This is a genomic window from Prochlorococcus sp. MIT 1323, assembly GCF_047304905.1.
Lineage (GTDB): Bacteria > Cyanobacteriota > Cyanobacteriia > PCC-6307 > Cyanobiaceae > Prochlorococcus > Prochlorococcus marinus_D.
Map to the genome: position 1 here is coordinate 1,207,989 of NZ_CP138973.1, position 15,608 is coordinate 1,223,596.

The following is a 15,608-nucleotide window of genomic DNA, read 5'->3' on the forward strand; positions in this document are numbered from 1 at the left end:
TCAATGGACGCATTCATCGCGACCTTTACCTCTCCAGGGCCCGAGCTCTTTCAGCTCGGGCCCTTTGCCTTGCGGTGGTATGGATTGCTGATTGCCATCGCCGTACTGATCGGCCTCAATCTGTCCAGCAGCCTGGCCCGTAAACGAGGCCTTGAGCAGGGCTTGATCAGTGATCTGCTGCCCATTCTCGTATTAACTTCCATTGTTGGAGCACGCATCTACTACGTCGCCTTTGAGTGGAGGAACTACAGCGGAGACAATTTTTGGAGCTCGATCAATATCTTTGGAATCGCCATACCAATCCCAAGTGCCGTGGAAATTTGGGGTGGAGGAATCGCTATTCATGGTGCACTTCTTGCTGGCACCCTTGCAGTGTTGATCTTCTGCCGTTGGCGTCGCCAAGCCTTCTGGGATGTTCTTGATGTGCTTGTACCATCCATTGCCCTTGGCCAGGCAATCGGACGCTGGGGAAATTTTTTCAATAACGAAGCTTTCGGTGTTCCAATCAAGGGCGACCTTGCGTGGAAATTGTTCATCCCATTCGTGAATCGTCCACTTAATTATGCGAATAACGAGTTTTTCCATCCCACATTTCTCTACGAATCAATTTGGAATCTTCTAGTCTTCACACTGCTAATTGTTCTTTTTCAACGCAGCAACAAAGGGCTACTGAAGCTTCCCGCCGGTGCGTTGAGCTGCATCTACCTGATCACTTACAGCCTCGGCAGAGTCTGGATCGAAGCACTTCGAACTGATCCCCTCTGCCTAGGCTCCTTACCACCTTCCTGTGAAGGGGGCCTGCGTATTGCCCAGCTGATGAGTTTGGCGATGATGGCAGTTGGAGGTTTTGGCCTCTGGTGGCTCTATGGTCGCAAACGAAAGCTACCGGACCCTGGTAGGCCTAGGTCATTCGCTTGATGAGCAGAATCTCCATCGTTGGTGCAGGTCCAGGCGCTACTGATCTGCTAACCCTGCGTGCCGCAGAACATCTCAAGCAGGCCGAGGTCCTTGTATGGACCGATTCACTGGTTTCACCAGATATTGCCGCATTGGCACCTGAATCCTGTGAACGAATCCGCACCAGCTCAATGACCCTCGAGGAAGTTCTTCCGCTTCTGGTGAACAGGGCGCAAGCAGGAAAGCGGGTGGTCCGTCTTCACGACGGAGACCCCTGCCTTTATGGGGCCCTGTCGGAACAGATCTGTGGCCTTGCTGACGCAGGCATTGAAGTAGAGGTTGTGCCTGGTCTGAGTGCTTACCAAGCGACGGCCGCAGCCCTAAAAGCTGAACTCACCATCCCTGGCCTTGTCCAAACCATTGTTCTCAGCAGAGCAGGAGGACGCACGGGTGTTCCCGAGCGCGAAAACCTCCAACATCTGGCATCACTTGGAGCCTCTCTATGCCTCTACCTCAGTGCACGCCATGTGGAGGAAGTACAAGCCACACTGCTGCAGCACTATTCAGCTGAAACACCAGTAGCTATCGGCTACAGGGTGAGCTGGCCCGATCAATGGTTAAGCGTGGTGCCTTTGAAGCAAATGGCTACGACCTCCCGTGAACACGAGCTGATTCGCACCACCCTTTATGTCGTCAGTCCGGCCCTAGCGGCAGGACGCCAACGTTCGAAGCTGTATTCTCCAGACCACAAGCATCTCTTTCGCCAAAAGGGCTAAAGAGAGTGTTTTAAAATCCAGTAGTGCGGGCGATTAGCACAGTGGTAGCGCACTTCCTTCACACGGAAGGGGTCGTGGGTTCGAATCCCGCATCGCCCATAAGTTTTAATGCCAATCATTTGCTTGATCTGCTCATCATCAAAACCAGGTGATCCCATATACATGGGAACAAATGATGCCTGACAAGCTCAGTGCTTCCAACTAAGGTCAAATGCATGCAGGTCAACACTCCTCTTCCTTAATGCCGGAGCACCCTCAGGACTTCTTGAGTGACCAATCCCACTCAGAGCAAATCTCCACACCATTGATTCAAGTTGGCGCGTTGCTTAGAGAAGCCCGCGAAAAACGGGGGTTGTCAATAGCAGAAATCGCAGGAAGTCTTCGAATAGGCAAAGAACAACTAATAGCCCTGGAGAATGGAAACAAAGACCTACTACCTGAGCCGGTTTTTATTAGAGCCATGGTGCGCCGGGTCGCCGAGCGACTCAACCTCGATGCGACTGCCCTTGTGCAGCAAATTCAGGTCATCATTCCATCAAGCTCCGAAGCCCTACGCCAATCAAAGAGCAAAGCGCCTCGTCCAAACCTAAAAGTGATACCTGCATTGGCCTTTTTGGGAGGATTGATTGGATTAACTGCAGCCGGACTAGCCATCACCTATTTCAGCAACCCCAACACCTTTACCCGCATCCAAAGAAGCATCAACAACGCAATCATTTCAGTCAACAACACTGCCGAAGGCATGATCTTTGGATCTTCAACTCGTTCAAATAATGTAAAAGATGAGCCTAAGGACACCAAGCTAACCTCTCAGCCTGCAGATGCAACACCTACCAAAAATTTGCCATCAACATCTCCATCAGGGCTAAAAAAACCAAATAATAATAATCAACCAGCTTCAACTGAACAGCAAAAAGCACAGCCAGGCACCAACCCCAACCCCCAAAAGTGAAGCTGAGATTATTTTTGAAGGCACCCTTTGCGAGCCGCTTATCTATCCACTAGAGGAAGACCTAGAAATCTATACAGGGCATCCTCATCTGATTCATGTAACTCATAATCGAAAACCGCCTACTGCTCTGGGCACAATCAGAAAGATCCGCTGGCATCAATTAACCAACAACAACAATCTAATACTGAACTAAGTTCATTCCTCAACGACAACTTTCATGGTTACGCCGCTTGCTTCTTTCACAACCGAAGCACAGCTCTTCAAGCTCCATTGTTCAAGGCTGAGGTTCTGATTCAATCCTTCCGGCACTAGTTCAAAGACAACCTGATCATCATCAGCGGACTCCACTCTGATTGCAGCCACCACTGGCTCAGGACGGCGATCAATGGCTGCTGCTAATCGCAGCAACAAAGCCATCTCGGCAACGAGACGACGATGCTCCCGGGTGGCTAAAGCCTGCCATTCCAGATGACGCTTCTTGGGAAGACTGCGGCGGTGATAGCGCGCAATAGCCGCAACCATCAAATGCTCCGCTTCCGAATAGCCGAGCAACTCGCCATGACGAATGAGATACCAGGAATGCTTGTGATAAGCACTGAGATTGATGTGCTGACCACAGGCATGCAACATTGCCGATGCCCAAAGCAGATCCCGACCACCTCCATCATCGTGATGAAGAACACCATGTGTGTGGTCGTAAAGGCTGAGTGCATGTCTGGCTACACGCTCTGCACGGCGGTGATTCACTGCAAAACGCTGCACCTGATGAATCACGGTGCGCTGACGAATACTGCTCTGAAAACTAAAGCGATCCTCCAGCAGGCCATGTCGCAGCATCCAGTCAACGATCAAACCCTCCCTCAGAGCCCTTTCACTCAGCACCAGCTCATCAGCAGCGAGCATCTGCATGGCGGTTTGAAGAATCAGCGCACCCGGAACGATGATTTCGGAACGGCGATCATTAATCGGCGTCTGGATGCGACGCTGCTCAGGCGTCATCGCTATCAGCTTCTCAACCAGGCCATCAAGCCGCTGCCGTGAGAATCGATAGCCATGCAATCTCAACGGGGGGCGATCGTCTTCGCTAGCCAACAAAGCACCGATGGCCATGGCGGTTCCACTAGTGGCAACCATCACAGGGATCTCCCCAGGCTTGATGCGACGGCAGACCTTATCAACAGCTGGCTCTAAAGAACCCTGAATAAATGTCTGCAAAAAGGAACGCCGCTGAGGGGGGATTGGTTCATGCTTGACAAAATCCCTCTGTAGCCTCACCGCACCAACCCGCGTGCTTGTCAGGGCCCGAGCATCGCGACCATCCGCGAGGATGAGCTCTGTGGAACCGCCACCGATATCGCACAAAAGATGGGGACACTCCCCAAAAGGCATGCCAGACAAAACACCCAAATAAATCAGTCGTGCTTCCTCAGCACCGCTCAACAGATCCACCTCAAGGCCGAGCTGATCCTGAATCCGTTGCAAAAAATCCCGCCCATTTGAAGCTTCACGTACTGCGCTAGTCGCCGACGCAACCACCTGCTCCACCTGATGGCTGGCGGCTAGCTCCTTAAAACGTTTGAGTGTTTCAAATACCCGCTCCATAGCAGGACCCGTGAGCTCTCCAGAATCAGGGTCTCGCTCACCCAGTCTTGTGGTTGATTTCTCTGCAAGATCAACGCTGAAGGTGTGCAGGGAAGGATCAACCGACGCCACCAAGAGATGGGTGGAATTGGTTCCAATGTCAATCGCGGCAACGTTGCGGAGCTCTCGCTCAGAAAGGAGCTGACCAGCACTGGCGTACCTGGCCTCCTCCTGCTCGACATCAACCACACCGAAAGGCAATGGCTCGACACCTGGCATGAAGTACAGGAGCCTGGAACGAGACCACTTTGCCATCAGCCAACGATGCCTGGAGATCCCTCCCTAGGGTTCTTCAAACCCAGAAACCCGTGACCAGCAGATCCGTCTCCAATGGCTTAAGGCAATGGCTAGAGCTGCTGCGATGGCACAAGCCAAGTGGTCGGCTCATCCTTCTCGTGCCAGCAGGTTGGAGCCTTTGGCTCACTCCGGATGCACCTCCTTTCGCAGGGCTTGTGAGTCTGATCGTCGTTGGAGGTCTGATGGTGAGCGGCGCCGGTTGCATTGCCAATGATCTCTGGGATCGACGCATTGATCGCCAGGTGGAGCGCACGAGGGAACGGCCACTAGCGCGGGGCAGCATTCGAATTTCCACTGCTGTGGGCTTATTGATTTTTTTGTTGCTGCTCAGTCTTTTGGTCGTGGTCTCCCTGCCAACGCCAAACCGGGGCCTATGCCTTGCTCTAGCCATCCTGGCCTTGCCACCGATCCTGATCTACCCCTCCGCCAAGCGCTGGTTTGCCTATCCACAAGCTGTGCTTGCCCTCTGCTGGGGGTTTGCCGTACTGATCCCCTGGGCAGCAAGCCAGGCCAATCTCAACGGGGGCTGGCCACTGCTGGGCTGCTGGTTGGCCACTCTGATGTGGACGTTCGGCTTTGACACGGTTTACGCCATGGCGGATCGTCGTGACGACGCCAACCTGGCCTTAAAAAGCAGTGCATTGAGCTTGGGGAGCCATGCACTTAAAACTGTCGCGTTTAGTTATGCACTGGCCTGCACCTTTTTAGCTAGTGCAGCAATGAGCGCAGGAGTGGGCTGGGCCTTTTGGCCCTTCTGGCTCATCGCCAGCATCGGCATGCAAAAAGAAACGTGGACCCTGCGAGGTTCCAATCAACCAATGACAACCTACGGGCAGCACTTTCAACATCAAGTTCTGCTCGGCGCAATGTTGCTGCTCGGCTTAATCCTGGGGCGCATCAGCTGAATTATGGTGCAGCTCCGATCTGACCTGCTCACACCAGCGCTTCAACGTGGCGACGAGGTGGTCACAGTGGCTGCGAGTTCAGCGCTGGAGGATGAACAATCACTGCTCGAAGGCCTCAAAGTCCTTGAAGAGTGGGGATTAGTCTGCCGACCTCAGCAAGTGAGTGAACGCCGCTGGGGCTACCTAGCGGGCAAAGATGCCAGCCGCCAGCGCGATCTAAATCCTGAGTCCCCTGCTGCTCTGCTGGCTTGTGCTCGTGGCGGCTGGGGAGCTGCACGTTTACTGGAACACAACCAAACCTGGAAACCAGGCTGGCTAATGGGGTTTTCAGATGTCACCGCCCTGCTCTGGGCACGCTTGGCGGCCGGGTTCGACGGCTGCGTGCATGGCCCCTTGCTCACCACACTTGCCAAGGAACCAGCCTGGAGCCAAGCCCGGCTGCATGATCTTCTCTTCGGCAAACACATCCCAGACCTTGAAGGGCAGCCCTGGATGGGTGGAGTAGCTAGCGGGCCCTTGGTGGTCGCCAATCTCACTGTGGCCTCCCATTTGCTAGGCAGCAGCCATGTGCCCGATCTCAAGGGTGCAATCTTGATCCTGGAAGATGTTGAGGAAGCGCCCTATCGCATCGACCGCATGCTGACCCACTGGCGCCTCACAGGCCTACTACAAAGACTGGCCGGCCTCGGATTCGGCAGCTTTGAGGGCTGTGAAGCACCTGAACAGATGCCTGGGGATCAAACCTTCCAGCTTGAGGAAGTCCTCCAAGAACGCAGTGTTGACCTCGGAATTCCTGTCGTCGGCAAACTCCCAGTTGGTCATTGCTGCGGCAATGCTGCCTTACCACTTGGACGACAAGCCCAACTTGACGGCAATCATGGCCGACTAATGATTCTGCACTGATTCTAAGTATTTCGATGCTCAATTTCAAAATATAGACGACTTCTCTGAGACTCAAATCCTAGGGACCGCCATTAAGGTCTGCCCCTCTCGAAGGATTTTGCATTTCCCAGTTACTAACTGGCCCCTTATTGCGCAAGATTTACAATATGCACCGGGACTTTGAACCTTGATATCTAAATATAGATCCAAGATGTCCTTGGACATTTGGTCGCCTTGATAACTCCTGTCGAGACAAATATCCTTGCATTTATGCTCATAATCTTTCCTTGATTCAATATAACTCAAATTATATCTATCTATCCGATAGGCGACTTCTGCATCATTAGAATCCTTGAATTCAATTAAAGCTGGAGTAATTTTGACCACCTTGTAAGGTGCCGGAACTCGCAGCAGACGATTACTAGAAACATCTGTTACTTCCCTCTGTTTCACATTAATTATAAGTCTCCGTTCAGGCTTTCTTGAGGAGTAAGAAGAGGAATAGTGATGAGGGACATTGCTTGAATTAGAGCAACTCATCAAGACATCATTACTTAAAGTGCCTGCTGGAAAAAATATTCCACTTATAAGAAGAGAAATAGGGGTCAGTTCCTTGAGCAATTTCTCATGCTTCACTGCTTCTAATTTATAGCTCACTTTCTAGAGACCTATCTGCCTTTTTGCCCTAAGCGCAAGCACTGCTTCAGCCACCGTGAGGTCAAACGGTGTAGTTACCTTGATGTTGGCAGGGCTGGCCTCCAACACCTGCACCGGCCATCCCAGGCGTTCATAAAGCGAGGCATCGTCAGTCACTGTCCAACCCTTGGCCTGAGCCTCAGCATGACCTTGCTTGAGCTGCTCCACAGCAAAGCCCTGCGGAGTCTGAGCCGCCCAAAGTTCCGCACGATCTGGTGTGCCCGTAATGATCCCTTGACCATCAACGCGCTTGATCGTGTCGGTAACCGGAGTTGCCGCAATCACAGCTTCGCCAGCCACCACCGCCTCAGCGCAGCGATTGATCAAAGCCGCTTCAGCTAAACATCTAGCCCCATCATGAATAAGAACATGCTGCGCAACTGAAGGCAACGCCTGTAATCCACGCTCTACGGATTCCTGCCTTGTGCTGCCCCCCTCAATCCAAACAACGGGTTTGGCTGCCTCAGCCAACAACTCCATGATCATTGCTCGGTCCACAGGTTGGCCAACAATGCCAACCCAAGTGATCGAATCAGCTTCCATCACCGCATCAATCGTCCAAGCAAGAACAGGGCGTCCTGCCAGAGGCAAAAGCAATTTGTTGCGATCCGCTCCCATACGGCTTCCGCTTCCTGCAGCGACAATCAACAGATGCATATGCGCCTCCTGCCGCAAGCAGGCTGAAACCTCCTCCATACAATCAGCTCGCAACGCCTCTGCCTCTGGATCGATGCGTGTTCTCGCCCTCAGTCCGGGTCCTTTAATCCAACAGCTTCAGAGGCTTCCAGCCCTAGCAGCCGCAGCCAACCAGCTGCAAGGCCAACTGCAGCTGGCCTGCGATCCCACCCATCAAGCTTTGTGGAGTCTGTTGCCAGCGATAGAAAAGGTAATCCCAATCGCCTTTGACTCCAGCCCATCCCTCGCCGACTGGACCAATCTGCTCGGATCTGTAAGAGAAGGCGATTTTCAAGTTTGCTTCAACTTCGCCCAAGGGCAACAAGTGAATTTGATGCTCTCAATGAGCCACATCCCCATCAGGATTGCGGAACAAGGCTTTGCACGCACAGCCCTCGTTGAACCCAGCAAAGGTTGGCCTGCCCAACAATTGGACTGCTACCTCCAAGCGATTGGCCTCACTCTTGACGCCGACAGCTTCCGGCTGTTCCTTCCAGACGACAGCCTTCAGAAGGTTCGTGATCAACACCCCACTGGAGAGGGCCCCCTCCTACTGCTGGCTCCAAATGGCAACGATGGAGACTGGCCAACTCAGCAATGGTTAACCCTTCCAAATGCAATCAAAGGCAAATTACCCAATCTCAGAAGCATCACGCTGCCTTTAAAAGCACCCCTAATCCATCGCGCTGCCGAAGTGGCCTGCGCTGATGTCGTACTCAGCAGCTGTCCAATCACCCAACTGCTTGCCGTTTATAGAGGCGTTCCCTTAGTTGCCCTAGGCACTCCAGCCGACGCCTTACCTAAACGAGATGAAATCCGTTGCCTGGGGGCCAGTCATGCAGACATCAGCTCAATCAACCAGCAGGAGGTTCTCAACGCACTGGGCTTCCAATGAAAAGTTGGTGGTACCCATTCAAGCGAGGTCCGCTTGCAAGCCTGCCGTTGCGAGTGCTCACCAAACCCTGGCTAGGGCCAATCCTGGCCCTAGCCGTGGTGATCTTGGTAGGAGCCTTGGGCTATCGCCTCACCGAAGGATGGGACTGGGGAGATTGTCTCTGGATGGTGCTCATCACCATCAGCACCATTGGTTATGGGGAGGTGGAGCCGCTCTCGCAAGCTGGGCGACTGGTCACTGTGCTGATCATTGCCGGGGGGGTAGTCGTGGTTCAGCTCACGATTCAACGGGCACTACGGCTGACAGAATCCGGCTACTTCCGCCAGCTGCGGGAGCTGAGGTTTCGCAGGGTCTTGCGGCGTATGCGTGATCACGTCATCGTCTGCGGTTACGGCCGCATCGGCCAAGAAATCGCCTCAAAACTGCAACTCGAGCAGGTCCCAGTGCTTGTCGTGGAAATAGATCCAGCCAACAAACAAGCAGCAGAAGAACAAGGCCTAAACGTTTTACAAGCTGATGCCACCTTGGATGAGACGTTGCTTGAAGCTGGCTTAGACCATTGCCGCAGCCTGGTAGCTGCTTTACCCAGCAATGCAGCAAACCTCTATGTGGTCTTAAGTGCCAAAAGCATGCAACCCCACTGTCGACTGATCTCACGGGCCGATAGTGAAGAAGCTGCCGTCAAGCTGAAACTGGCAGGTGCCAGCGTGGTGGTGAGCCCCTATGTCGCCGCAGGCCGCACCATGGCTGCCACAGCGCTGCGCCCCCTAGCTGTGGACTTCATGGATCTGTTGGCTGGATCGGATTATGAAATCGAAGAATTCCAACTCAGCCAAGACCCACTCAAGTTCAACAAACTGAGCCGCCGCAGCCTGGCAAAACTTCAACTGGGCCGACGCAGTGGCGCAATGGTGCTGGCCATCCGAGACGGCTCTTCCCTGATGGCCAACCCCAGTAGCGAAGTCGAACTGGCCCCAGGTCAGTTACTTGTCGTCCTAGGCAGCAAAGCTCAACTCATCCGCTTACGTGAATTACTCGGCGAAGCATTGGACACCATCGAAAGGATGGCTAGTTGAGAAGAACTGCAATGGGTCCGTACGATCCTGCGAGAACGAATCACGCCATGACCTCTTCTCCTCCCCTAACTGGCCAAACCGCCCTGATCACAGGAGCCAGTCGCGGGATCGGTCGTGCTGTAGCCCTTGCCCTCGCAGAGGCAGGCGCAGAAGTAGTCGTGAACTACTCAAGCTCAGCTGATGCAGCAGAAGAAGTTGTTCAAGCGATCACCAGCAACGGTGGCTCTGCCTATGCCATCAAAGCCAATGTGGCAGAAGAAGATGCCGTAGACCAACTGATCAAAACCGTGCTTGAACGCAGCAGCAGCCTGGATATTTTGATCAACAATGCAGGCATAACTCGCGATGGCCTGTTGATGCGAATGAAAACAGAAGACTGGCAAGCCGTCGTCAATCTCAACCTCACAGGTGTGTTTCTATGCACTCGGGCTGTTGCTCGCACGATGCTTAAGCAAAAAAGCGGCAGAATTATCAATATCACCTCCGTGGTGGGCCTGATGGGCAATGCAGGCCAAGCCAATTACGCAGCAGCTAAAGCAGGAGTGGTGGGCCTCACGAAAAGTACAGCCAAGGAAGTTGCCAGCCGGGGAATCACTGTCAATGCAGTAGCCCCAGGTTTCATCACAACAGACATGACAAAAGAGTTGGATTCAGAACCGATTCTTGCCGCTATCCCCTTGGGATCCTTTGGCACCCCAGAGCAAGTAGCTGGAGCTGTGCGCTTCTTGGCAGCCGACCCTGCAGCGTCTTACATCACTGGACAAGTGCTACAAGTTGATGGCGGCATGCTGATGGGCTGAGAAGCTACTGCTGGATCAGACGTTCAGGATTCCAGCGTCTGTCCCAGTTCATCTCGCAAGCGCCGGATGCGCTGAAGAAGTCTTAACCGTCTGCTCCTGGCAGTGGCTGTCAGGAAGAGACGCAAGGGCACATACACCAAAGCCATGATTCCGGCCAGGCCGGCCATGATCACAAAAAACAGCGCCCCAGTGTCATTCATAGCTGGACCATACCCAGCCAATCCCCTGCAAGCACACCCATAACAGCAAGGATTCGGCTTTCCCCACTTATGCCCCCTCGCCCGCAGTGAACGTCCTATGGGACATTGACGAGCGGGTACCAGCAGACCATGGCCAAACTCCTCAGTTTTTCGGATGACTCCCGCAGTGCGCTTGAGCGCGGTGTTAATTCCCTAGCCGATGCCGTGCGCGTCACCATCGGCCCCCGAGGCCGCAACGTGGTGCTTGAGAAAAAATTTGGCGCCCCAGACATCGTTAATGACGGCGTCACCATCGCCAAAGAGATCGAACTTGACGATCCATTTGAAAACCTTGGTGCCAAGCTGATTCAACAGGTTGCATCCAAGACAAAAGACAAGGCAGGGGATGGCACCACAACCGCCACCGTGCTTGCCCAAGCGATGGTGCATGAAGGCTTACGCAATGTGGCCGCTGGCGCGAGTCCAATCGAACTGCGGCGTGGCATGGAAAAGGCCGTGGCCCAATTGGTAGAAGAGCTTGCCCAGCTCAGTCAAGCTGTTGGAGGTAATGCCATCCATCAGGTCGCCACCGTTAGCTCAGGGGGAGACCAGGAAGTGGGCCGGATGGTGTCTGAAGCCATGGACAAAGTAAGCGCCGATGGTGTGATCACCGTTGAGGAATCCAAATCTCTCGCCACCGAGCTAGAAGTCACTGAAGGCATGGCCTTCGACCGCGGTTACAGCTCCCCTTACTTTGTTACCGATGCAGACCGTCAGATCTGCGAATTTGAGAATGCCCTGCTGTTGCTAACAGACCGCAAGATCAGTTCAGTTTCCGATCTTGTGCCCATCTTGGAAAGCCTGCAGAAAAGTGGCTCCCCTCTAGTCATCATTGCGGAGGAGGTAGAGGGTGAGGCCCTTGCCACCCTGGTCGTCAACAAAAACCGAGGTGTCTTGCAGGTAGCAGCTGTTCGTGCACCATCCTTCGGAGATCGCCGCAAAGCTGCCCTGGCCGACATCGCAGTTCTAACTGGGGGAACTGTCATTAGTGAAGACCGCGCCATGACCCTTGAGAAAGTCAGCCAAGACGATCTAGGGCAGGTCCGACGAATCACAATCAGCAAAGACAACACAACCATTGTCGCCAAGGATGAGAACCGCGATGCCGTTAACGCTCGCGTGGCCTCTATCAAAAGAGAATTAGATGAAACTGACTCCGAATACGACCGCGAGAAACTCAATGAACGCATTGCCAAGCTGGCCGGTGGTGTAGCCGTCATCAAGGTTGGGGCCCCTACCGAAACGGAACTCAAAAACCGCAAGCTGCGTATTGAGGATGCGCTCAACGCCACCCGTGCTGCAGTTGAAGAGGGGATTGTGGCCGGTGGTGGCACCACGCTCCTGCACTTAAGCAAAGGGCTGAGCAAACTGGCCGAACAGCTCAACGGCGATCAACGCACCGGCGTCGAAATTGTGCAGCGAGCACTCTCAGCACCTGCACGCCAGATTGCCATCAATGCTGGCGAGAATGGTGATGTAGTGATCTCTGAGATGCAACGCCTTAACAAGGGCTTTAACGCCATCTCCAGCACCTACGAAGACCTTTTGGAAGCAGGCATTCTCGATGCCGCCAAGGTGGTTCGCCTGGCACTTCAGGACGCAGTCTCAATCGCTTCGATGATGGTGACCACAGAGCTCGTGATTGCAGACAAACCCGAGCCTCCTGCTCCCGCCGGCGATGGCGGTGGAGACCCGATGGGTGGCATGGGTGGCATGGGTGGCATGGGTGGCATGGGTGGCATGGGTGGCATGGGAATGCCAGGCATGATGTAGTACGGCCCCAAAGCTTTCCCTAGGGCTAGAAAAAGAACGCCGCCACAACGCATGGAAAAGTCTCATGCGTTGTGGCTGTGCCTGGACAAGTCACGTCCCACAATTCGGTTGATGCCAAAAAGCTTTGGAAGTTAAGCCGCCAATGTTCGGCAATAGTTTTCCACCTGCAGGTCGACACCAGTAATCGCCGTACCGACTACCACCATGTCTGCACCTGAAGAAAGTGCTTCTAGTGCTATCTGAGGAGAATCAAGCCCACCTTCGCAGATGAGCTTGACATCTGAATCAAGTTGCTGCCGCAACGGCCCCAACAAACACAAACCTGGAGGCCGCTTAACAGCAGTCACTTCGGTATAGCCATAAAGAGTGGTGCCCACCAGGCTGCAGCCAAGCTCTGCTGCACGTAAACCATTCTCGATCGTATCGACATCTGCCATCAGAGGGGCTCCTAAATCTTCCCGAACCCGACTCACAAGCTGCTCAAGAGTGATCCCCCCTGGCCGATGACGCTGCGTAGCATCGAGAGCCACGATATCTGCTCCCGCCGACCAGACAGCCTGAACCTCCTCCCATCCTGGCGTGATGTAGACAGCACTATCAGAGAAGGAACGCTTCCAAAGCCCAATAATCAAGGCATCCGGACAACGGCGTCGAACGGCACCAATGTGTTCCGGACTTTCCAAACGCACCCCAACCGCGCCCTTGCAAAGACTGGCTTCAGCCATGGCCGCAATTACCTGAGAATGACGCATAGGTGAACCCTCTGGCGCCTGAACCGAGACAATTAACCCCCGTCTGAGAGTTTCAAAAGCAGGAAAAGACATGCTCAGGATGCCTTCGCCAGCTCTTCATTCGTGATTAGCGAGCAATGATGCGGCAAATGGTTTAGAGCAAAAGCAGGCGAAGGTAGTACTGACAAAGAGTTCAGGACCGTCGGGGCTTGCTCCGACAGAGGCTCCTGCCCTTGAACGAAAACCTCTAAACAGTTCTGAAATTCAAATAACCATTGCATCTGCAAAAGGCTAAGTAATGTCGTGACGCAATAGCGATACACCTGCTGGACGTCAAGCATGGCAAGCAGTGGAGTGGTGCACTAAATCAGGCGAGTTTGCGGTTCAACAAAGGGCGAATCATCAGGAACAAGCCAACGGTGACCACCATCAACACGGTCAAACATCCATAACCACTCACAGTCCCGTAAGGAGCATCAAGCAGAACGGCACCAAGATCAAGCGGACCGGCATAGGCAGCTCGTATGGGCTCAATCGCAAAAGTAAGAGGATTTAGGGCCGCAAGCCAGCCAAGCCAATCAGGCATAAAAGAAAGCGGCGCCAGAGCCGTGCTCGCAAACAACAAAGGCAAATTGGCCACAAAGATCACCGCAATCAATTCAATGTGACCTGGCAGAGCAAAAGCCAGGCCAAGACTCAAGGCAGTGAAGGCAAAAACCAGCAGCAACAAGGTGAACAACACCAAGACCAGTCCCGAAACACCTGGCCAGCCGTAACCCAGCAAGGCAGCCGTTGCCATGATCGCCAGGCTCTGAAGAAGACTTAGAGATGTGATGTAGATCACAGAAGCAAGCACGATCGAGCTGCGACTGCGCAGCGGAGCCACCAGAAGACGGTTTAAAAACCCAAATTCACGATCAAACATCACTGGCAATCCAGCATTGAGTGCACCACTGAACGCGGTGAACACAATCACACCAGCCCCTAAGAACCTCCCGTAGCTCATGCCTCCTGGCAACAAACCATCCGGAGCATTAGAGAACAAAGCACCAAACAACACCAACCAGATCAAGGGCTGAAGGATGCCAGCAATCAAGGTCGAAGGGCGTCGCAACAGCTGCAAGAAAAGTCTGCGAGTGAGGGCCAAAGTTTCCTGCACAAGATCAGCCAATGGCCCCTGCTCTGCAGCACGGGTAGTAACAGCGGCAACAGGGCTAGTCATGGAGTGACTGTCAACAGAACGAATGAGAAAAGGGCGGATCAAAGCAGATCCAACTCAATAAAACGAACGAAAGGGATCAACGCATCGCTTTTTTGCGCTCCAGCTTTGAGTCTCGTTGACCAGCTACAGCTAACTCAGCGTCCATCAGGGTTCGGCCAGTGGCCTGCAAATAAACATCATCCAAACTCGGGCGACTATGAGCGAGGGCAAAGACAGGCAACTGAGCCCCATCCAGTTGCTCACGCAAACGAGGCACAACCTCTTCATTCTCTACAACAAGGTTGAGGGAAAAACCCTGTGCCCGATTGACCACCACCTGGCGCACACCATCCACACCTTGGAGAAGCTGCCTGACCTGCTCAGCCTCACGATCATCGCTGAATTCCTTCACGCGCAGAGTCACCCGATCACCTCCAAGTTGCTGCTTGAGCTGATCAGGAGTGCCCTCTGCGATCACTCGCCCGTCATCAATGATCGCCATCCGATCAGCAAGGGCCTCAACCTCCTCAAGGTAATGACTACTAAGGAGCACGGTGGTGCCTTGGGCCCTCAACTCACGCAACAATTGCCAAATCGCTGAACGACTCTCGATGTCCAAACCAACGGTGGGCTCATCCAACACCACCAACTGTGGTTGATGCAACAAACCTGAGGCCAGGTCTATCCGGCGACGCATCCCGCCCGAATAGGTGCCGCAACGTCGATCAATCCAATCCTGCATGCCAAGGCAATCAATCAATTCAGCAATGCGTCCATCCCTATCGCTAGAGCGCAAGTGATACAAATCCCCCTGCAACTGCAACAACTCCCGACCTGTGAGGATCTTGTCGATAGCAACCTCTTGTGCCACATAGCCCAATTCGAACCGCACAGCACGAGGATCACTTAAAGCATCGAGGCCAGCCACGCTGACCGTGCCTGAATCAGGAGCCAGAAGGGTGCAAAGAATCCTGAGAGTGGTTGTTTTGCCTGCACCATTTGGACCAAGCAAACCATAAAGACATCCCCGAGGCACCTTGAGGCTGAGACCTTTTAGGGCTTGAACCGTTCCATAGGACTTCTCAAGCTGCTTCAGTTCAATCATCGGCATCAAGAGGGAACGTAGTACAAGTCTTAAAAATCTAGGCAGCTCTATAGGGCTCCCAGACCCT

The 15,608-nt window shown here is 53.6% G+C and carries 16 protein-coding genes and 1 tRNA gene; 10 read left to right on the top strand and 7 right to left on the bottom strand.

Translation table 11 applies throughout. From position 1 onward, the window contains the following. Positions 1 to 3: 3 nt before the first annotated feature. The 4 genes from lgt (at position 4) to SIB68_RS05975 (ending at position 2,625) form a co-directional block, all read left to right on the top strand. The gene (lgt, locus tag SIB68_RS05960) at positions 4 to 918 is read left to right on the top strand and encodes a prolipoprotein diacylglyceryl transferase (protein WP_063400111.1); all 915 of its coding nucleotides are present in this window, start codon (positions 4 to 6) and stop codon (positions 916 to 918) included. Further along, positions 918 to 1,673 carry a precorrin-4 C(11)-methyltransferase gene (gene cobM, locus SIB68_RS05965; RefSeq protein WP_063400110.1) on the top strand — a complete coding sequence of 252 codons (756 nt, stop codon included), beginning with the start codon at positions 918 to 920 and terminating at the stop codon, positions 1,671 to 1,673. Before lgt ends, cobM begins: the two co-directional genes overlap by 1 nt. Before the next feature lie 27 nt (positions 1,674 to 1,700). Next, a tRNA-Val gene (locus tag SIB68_RS05970) sits at positions 1,701 to 1,772 on the top strand. Between the two features lie 142 nt (positions 1,773 to 1,914). Next, positions 1,915 to 2,625, top strand: coding sequence for a helix-turn-helix domain-containing protein (locus tag SIB68_RS05975; RefSeq protein WP_063400109.1), 711 nt, complete (start codon positions 1,915 to 1,917; stop codon positions 2,623 to 2,625). A gap of 195 nt (positions 2,626 to 2,820) precedes the next feature. On the opposite strand, the gene SIB68_RS05980 is transcribed toward SIB68_RS05975, so the two are convergent. Beyond that, a complete protein-coding gene (locus tag SIB68_RS05980) occupies positions 2,821 to 4,521 on the bottom strand; it encodes a Ppx/GppA phosphatase family protein (RefSeq protein WP_081215495.1) in 1,701 nt (566 codons plus the stop codon). 53 nt (positions 4,522 to 4,574) lie between these two features. On the opposite strand from SIB68_RS05980, the gene SIB68_RS05985 reads away from it, so the two are divergent. Further along, positions 4,575 to 5,468, top strand: a complete 894-nt coding sequence (locus tag SIB68_RS05985; RefSeq protein ID WP_063400305.1) for a 4-hydroxybenzoate polyprenyltransferase — start codon at positions 4,575 to 4,577, stop codon at positions 5,466 to 5,468. A gap of 3 nt (positions 5,469 to 5,471) precedes the next feature. Beyond that, positions 5,472 to 6,371, top strand: coding sequence for a S66 peptidase family protein (locus SIB68_RS05990; RefSeq protein ID WP_063400107.1), 900 nt, complete (start codon positions 5,472 to 5,474; stop codon positions 6,369 to 6,371). Positions 6,372 to 6,422: 51 nt separating this feature from the next. Here SIB68_RS05990 and SIB68_RS05995 read toward each other — a convergent pair whose 3' ends face one another. Both SIB68_RS05995 and ispD read right to left on the bottom strand, forming a co-directional pair. Further along, positions 6,423 to 7,007: a hypothetical protein gene (locus tag SIB68_RS05995; RefSeq protein ID WP_155724926.1), complete on the bottom strand. Its 585-nt coding sequence runs from the start codon at positions 7,005 to 7,007 to the stop codon at positions 6,423 to 6,425. Between the two features lie 3 nt (positions 7,008 to 7,010). Then, on the bottom strand, positions 7,011 to 7,703 hold the full coding sequence (ispD, locus tag SIB68_RS06000) for a 2-C-methyl-D-erythritol 4-phosphate cytidylyltransferase (protein WP_063400304.1): 693 nt from the start codon (positions 7,701 to 7,703) through the stop codon (positions 7,011 to 7,013). A 73-nt stretch (positions 7,704 to 7,776) separates the two neighbouring features. Here ispD and SIB68_RS06005 point away from each other — a divergent pair, with 73 nt between their 5' ends. Genes SIB68_RS06005 through fabG form a run of 3 tightly spaced genes read left to right on the top strand, consistent with a single transcriptional unit; the run spans position 7,777 to position 10,492 of the window. Further along, positions 7,777 to 8,616, top strand: a complete 840-nt coding sequence (locus SIB68_RS06005; protein WP_063400105.1) for a glycosyltransferase family 9 protein — start codon at positions 7,777 to 7,779, stop codon at positions 8,614 to 8,616. Further along, the gene (locus SIB68_RS06010) at positions 8,613 to 9,692 is read left to right on the top strand and encodes a potassium channel family protein (RefSeq protein WP_063400104.1); all 1,080 of its coding nucleotides are present in this window, start codon (positions 8,613 to 8,615) and stop codon (positions 9,690 to 9,692) included. Before SIB68_RS06005 ends, SIB68_RS06010 begins: the two co-directional genes overlap by 4 nt. A gap of 47 nt (positions 9,693 to 9,739) precedes the next feature. Continuing rightward, entirely contained in the window at positions 9,740 to 10,492 is a 753-nt protein-coding gene (fabG, locus tag SIB68_RS06015; RefSeq protein WP_063400103.1) for a 3-oxoacyl-[acyl-carrier-protein] reductase, read from the top strand. 23 nt (positions 10,493 to 10,515) lie between these two features. Here the strand turns inward: fabG and SIB68_RS06020 are convergent, their stop codons facing one another. Beyond that, entirely contained in the window at positions 10,516 to 10,692 is a 177-nt protein-coding gene (locus SIB68_RS06020) for a hypothetical protein (protein ID WP_155724925.1), read from the bottom strand. Between the two features lie 129 nt (positions 10,693 to 10,821). Here SIB68_RS06020 and groL point away from each other — a divergent pair, with 129 nt between their 5' ends. After that, positions 10,822 to 12,504, top strand: coding sequence for a chaperonin GroEL (gene groL, locus SIB68_RS06025; RefSeq protein ID WP_063400102.1), 1,683 nt, complete (start codon positions 10,822 to 10,824; stop codon positions 12,502 to 12,504). A gap of 131 nt (positions 12,505 to 12,635) precedes the next feature. Here groL and SIB68_RS06030 read toward each other — a convergent pair whose 3' ends face one another. The 3 genes from SIB68_RS06030 to SIB68_RS06040 all read right to left on the bottom strand — a co-directional run bounded on the left by SIB68_RS06030 (position 12,636) and on the right by SIB68_RS06040 (position 15,547). After that, positions 12,636 to 13,328, bottom strand: coding sequence for an N-acetylmannosamine-6-phosphate 2-epimerase (locus tag SIB68_RS06030; protein WP_063400101.1), 693 nt, complete (start codon positions 13,326 to 13,328; stop codon positions 12,636 to 12,638). 274 nt (positions 13,329 to 13,602) lie between these two features. Then, positions 13,603 to 14,457, bottom strand: coding sequence for an ABC transporter permease (locus SIB68_RS06035; protein ID WP_063400303.1), 855 nt, complete (start codon positions 14,455 to 14,457; stop codon positions 13,603 to 13,605). A gap of 76 nt (positions 14,458 to 14,533) precedes the next feature. Next, positions 14,534 to 15,547 (bottom strand): ABC transporter ATP-binding protein, encoded by a 1,014-nt coding sequence (locus tag SIB68_RS06040; RefSeq protein ID WP_063400099.1) that lies wholly within the window; start codon positions 15,545 to 15,547, stop codon positions 14,534 to 14,536. Positions 15,548 to 15,608 lie beyond the last annotated feature (61 nt).

Bases quoted from the DNA above. Each gene is read 5' to 3' on its own strand.
- SIB68_RS05990 (WP_063400107.1), top strand. From the start codon at position 5,472: ATGGTGCAGCTCCGATCTGACCTGCTCACACCAGCGCTTCAACGTGGC.
- SIB68_RS06035 (WP_063400303.1), bottom strand. From the start codon at position 14,457: ATGACTAGCCCTGTTGCCGCTGTTACTACCCGTGCTGCAGAGCAGGGG.
- fabG (WP_063400103.1), top strand. From the start codon at position 9,740: ATGACCTCTTCTCCTCCCCTAACTGGCCAAACCGCCCTGATCACAGGA.
- SIB68_RS06040 (WP_063400099.1), bottom strand. From the start codon at position 15,547: ATGCCGATGATTGAACTGAAGCAGCTTGAGAAGTCCTATGGAACGGTT.
- SIB68_RS06005 (WP_063400105.1), top strand. From the start codon at position 7,777: ATGCGTGTTCTCGCCCTCAGTCCGGGTCCTTTAATCCAACAGCTTCAG.
- groL (WP_063400102.1), top strand. From the start codon at position 10,822: ATGGCCAAACTCCTCAGTTTTTCGGATGACTCCCGCAGTGCGCTTGAG.
- cobM (WP_063400110.1), top strand. From the start codon at position 918: ATGAGCAGAATCTCCATCGTTGGTGCAGGTCCAGGCGCTACTGATCTG.
- SIB68_RS06010 (WP_063400104.1), top strand. From the start codon at position 8,613: ATGAAAAGTTGGTGGTACCCATTCAAGCGAGGTCCGCTTGCAAGCCTG.
- SIB68_RS05975 (WP_063400109.1), top strand. From the start codon at position 1,915: ATGCCGGAGCACCCTCAGGACTTCTTGAGTGACCAATCCCACTCAGAG.
- ispD (WP_063400304.1), bottom strand. From the start codon at position 7,703: ATGCATCTGTTGATTGTCGCTGCAGGAAGCGGAAGCCGTATGGGAGCG.
- lgt (WP_063400111.1), top strand. From the start codon at position 4: ATGGACGCATTCATCGCGACCTTTACCTCTCCAGGGCCCGAGCTCTTT.
- SIB68_RS06030 (WP_063400101.1), bottom strand. From the start codon at position 13,328: ATGTCTTTTCCTGCTTTTGAAACTCTCAGACGGGGGTTAATTGTCTCG.
- SIB68_RS05980 (WP_081215495.1), bottom strand. From the start codon at position 4,521: ATGGCAAAGTGGTCTCGTTCCAGGCTCCTGTACTTCATGCCAGGTGTC.
- SIB68_RS06020 (WP_155724925.1), bottom strand. From the start codon at position 10,692: ATGAATGACACTGGGGCGCTGTTTTTTGTGATCATGGCCGGCCTGGCC.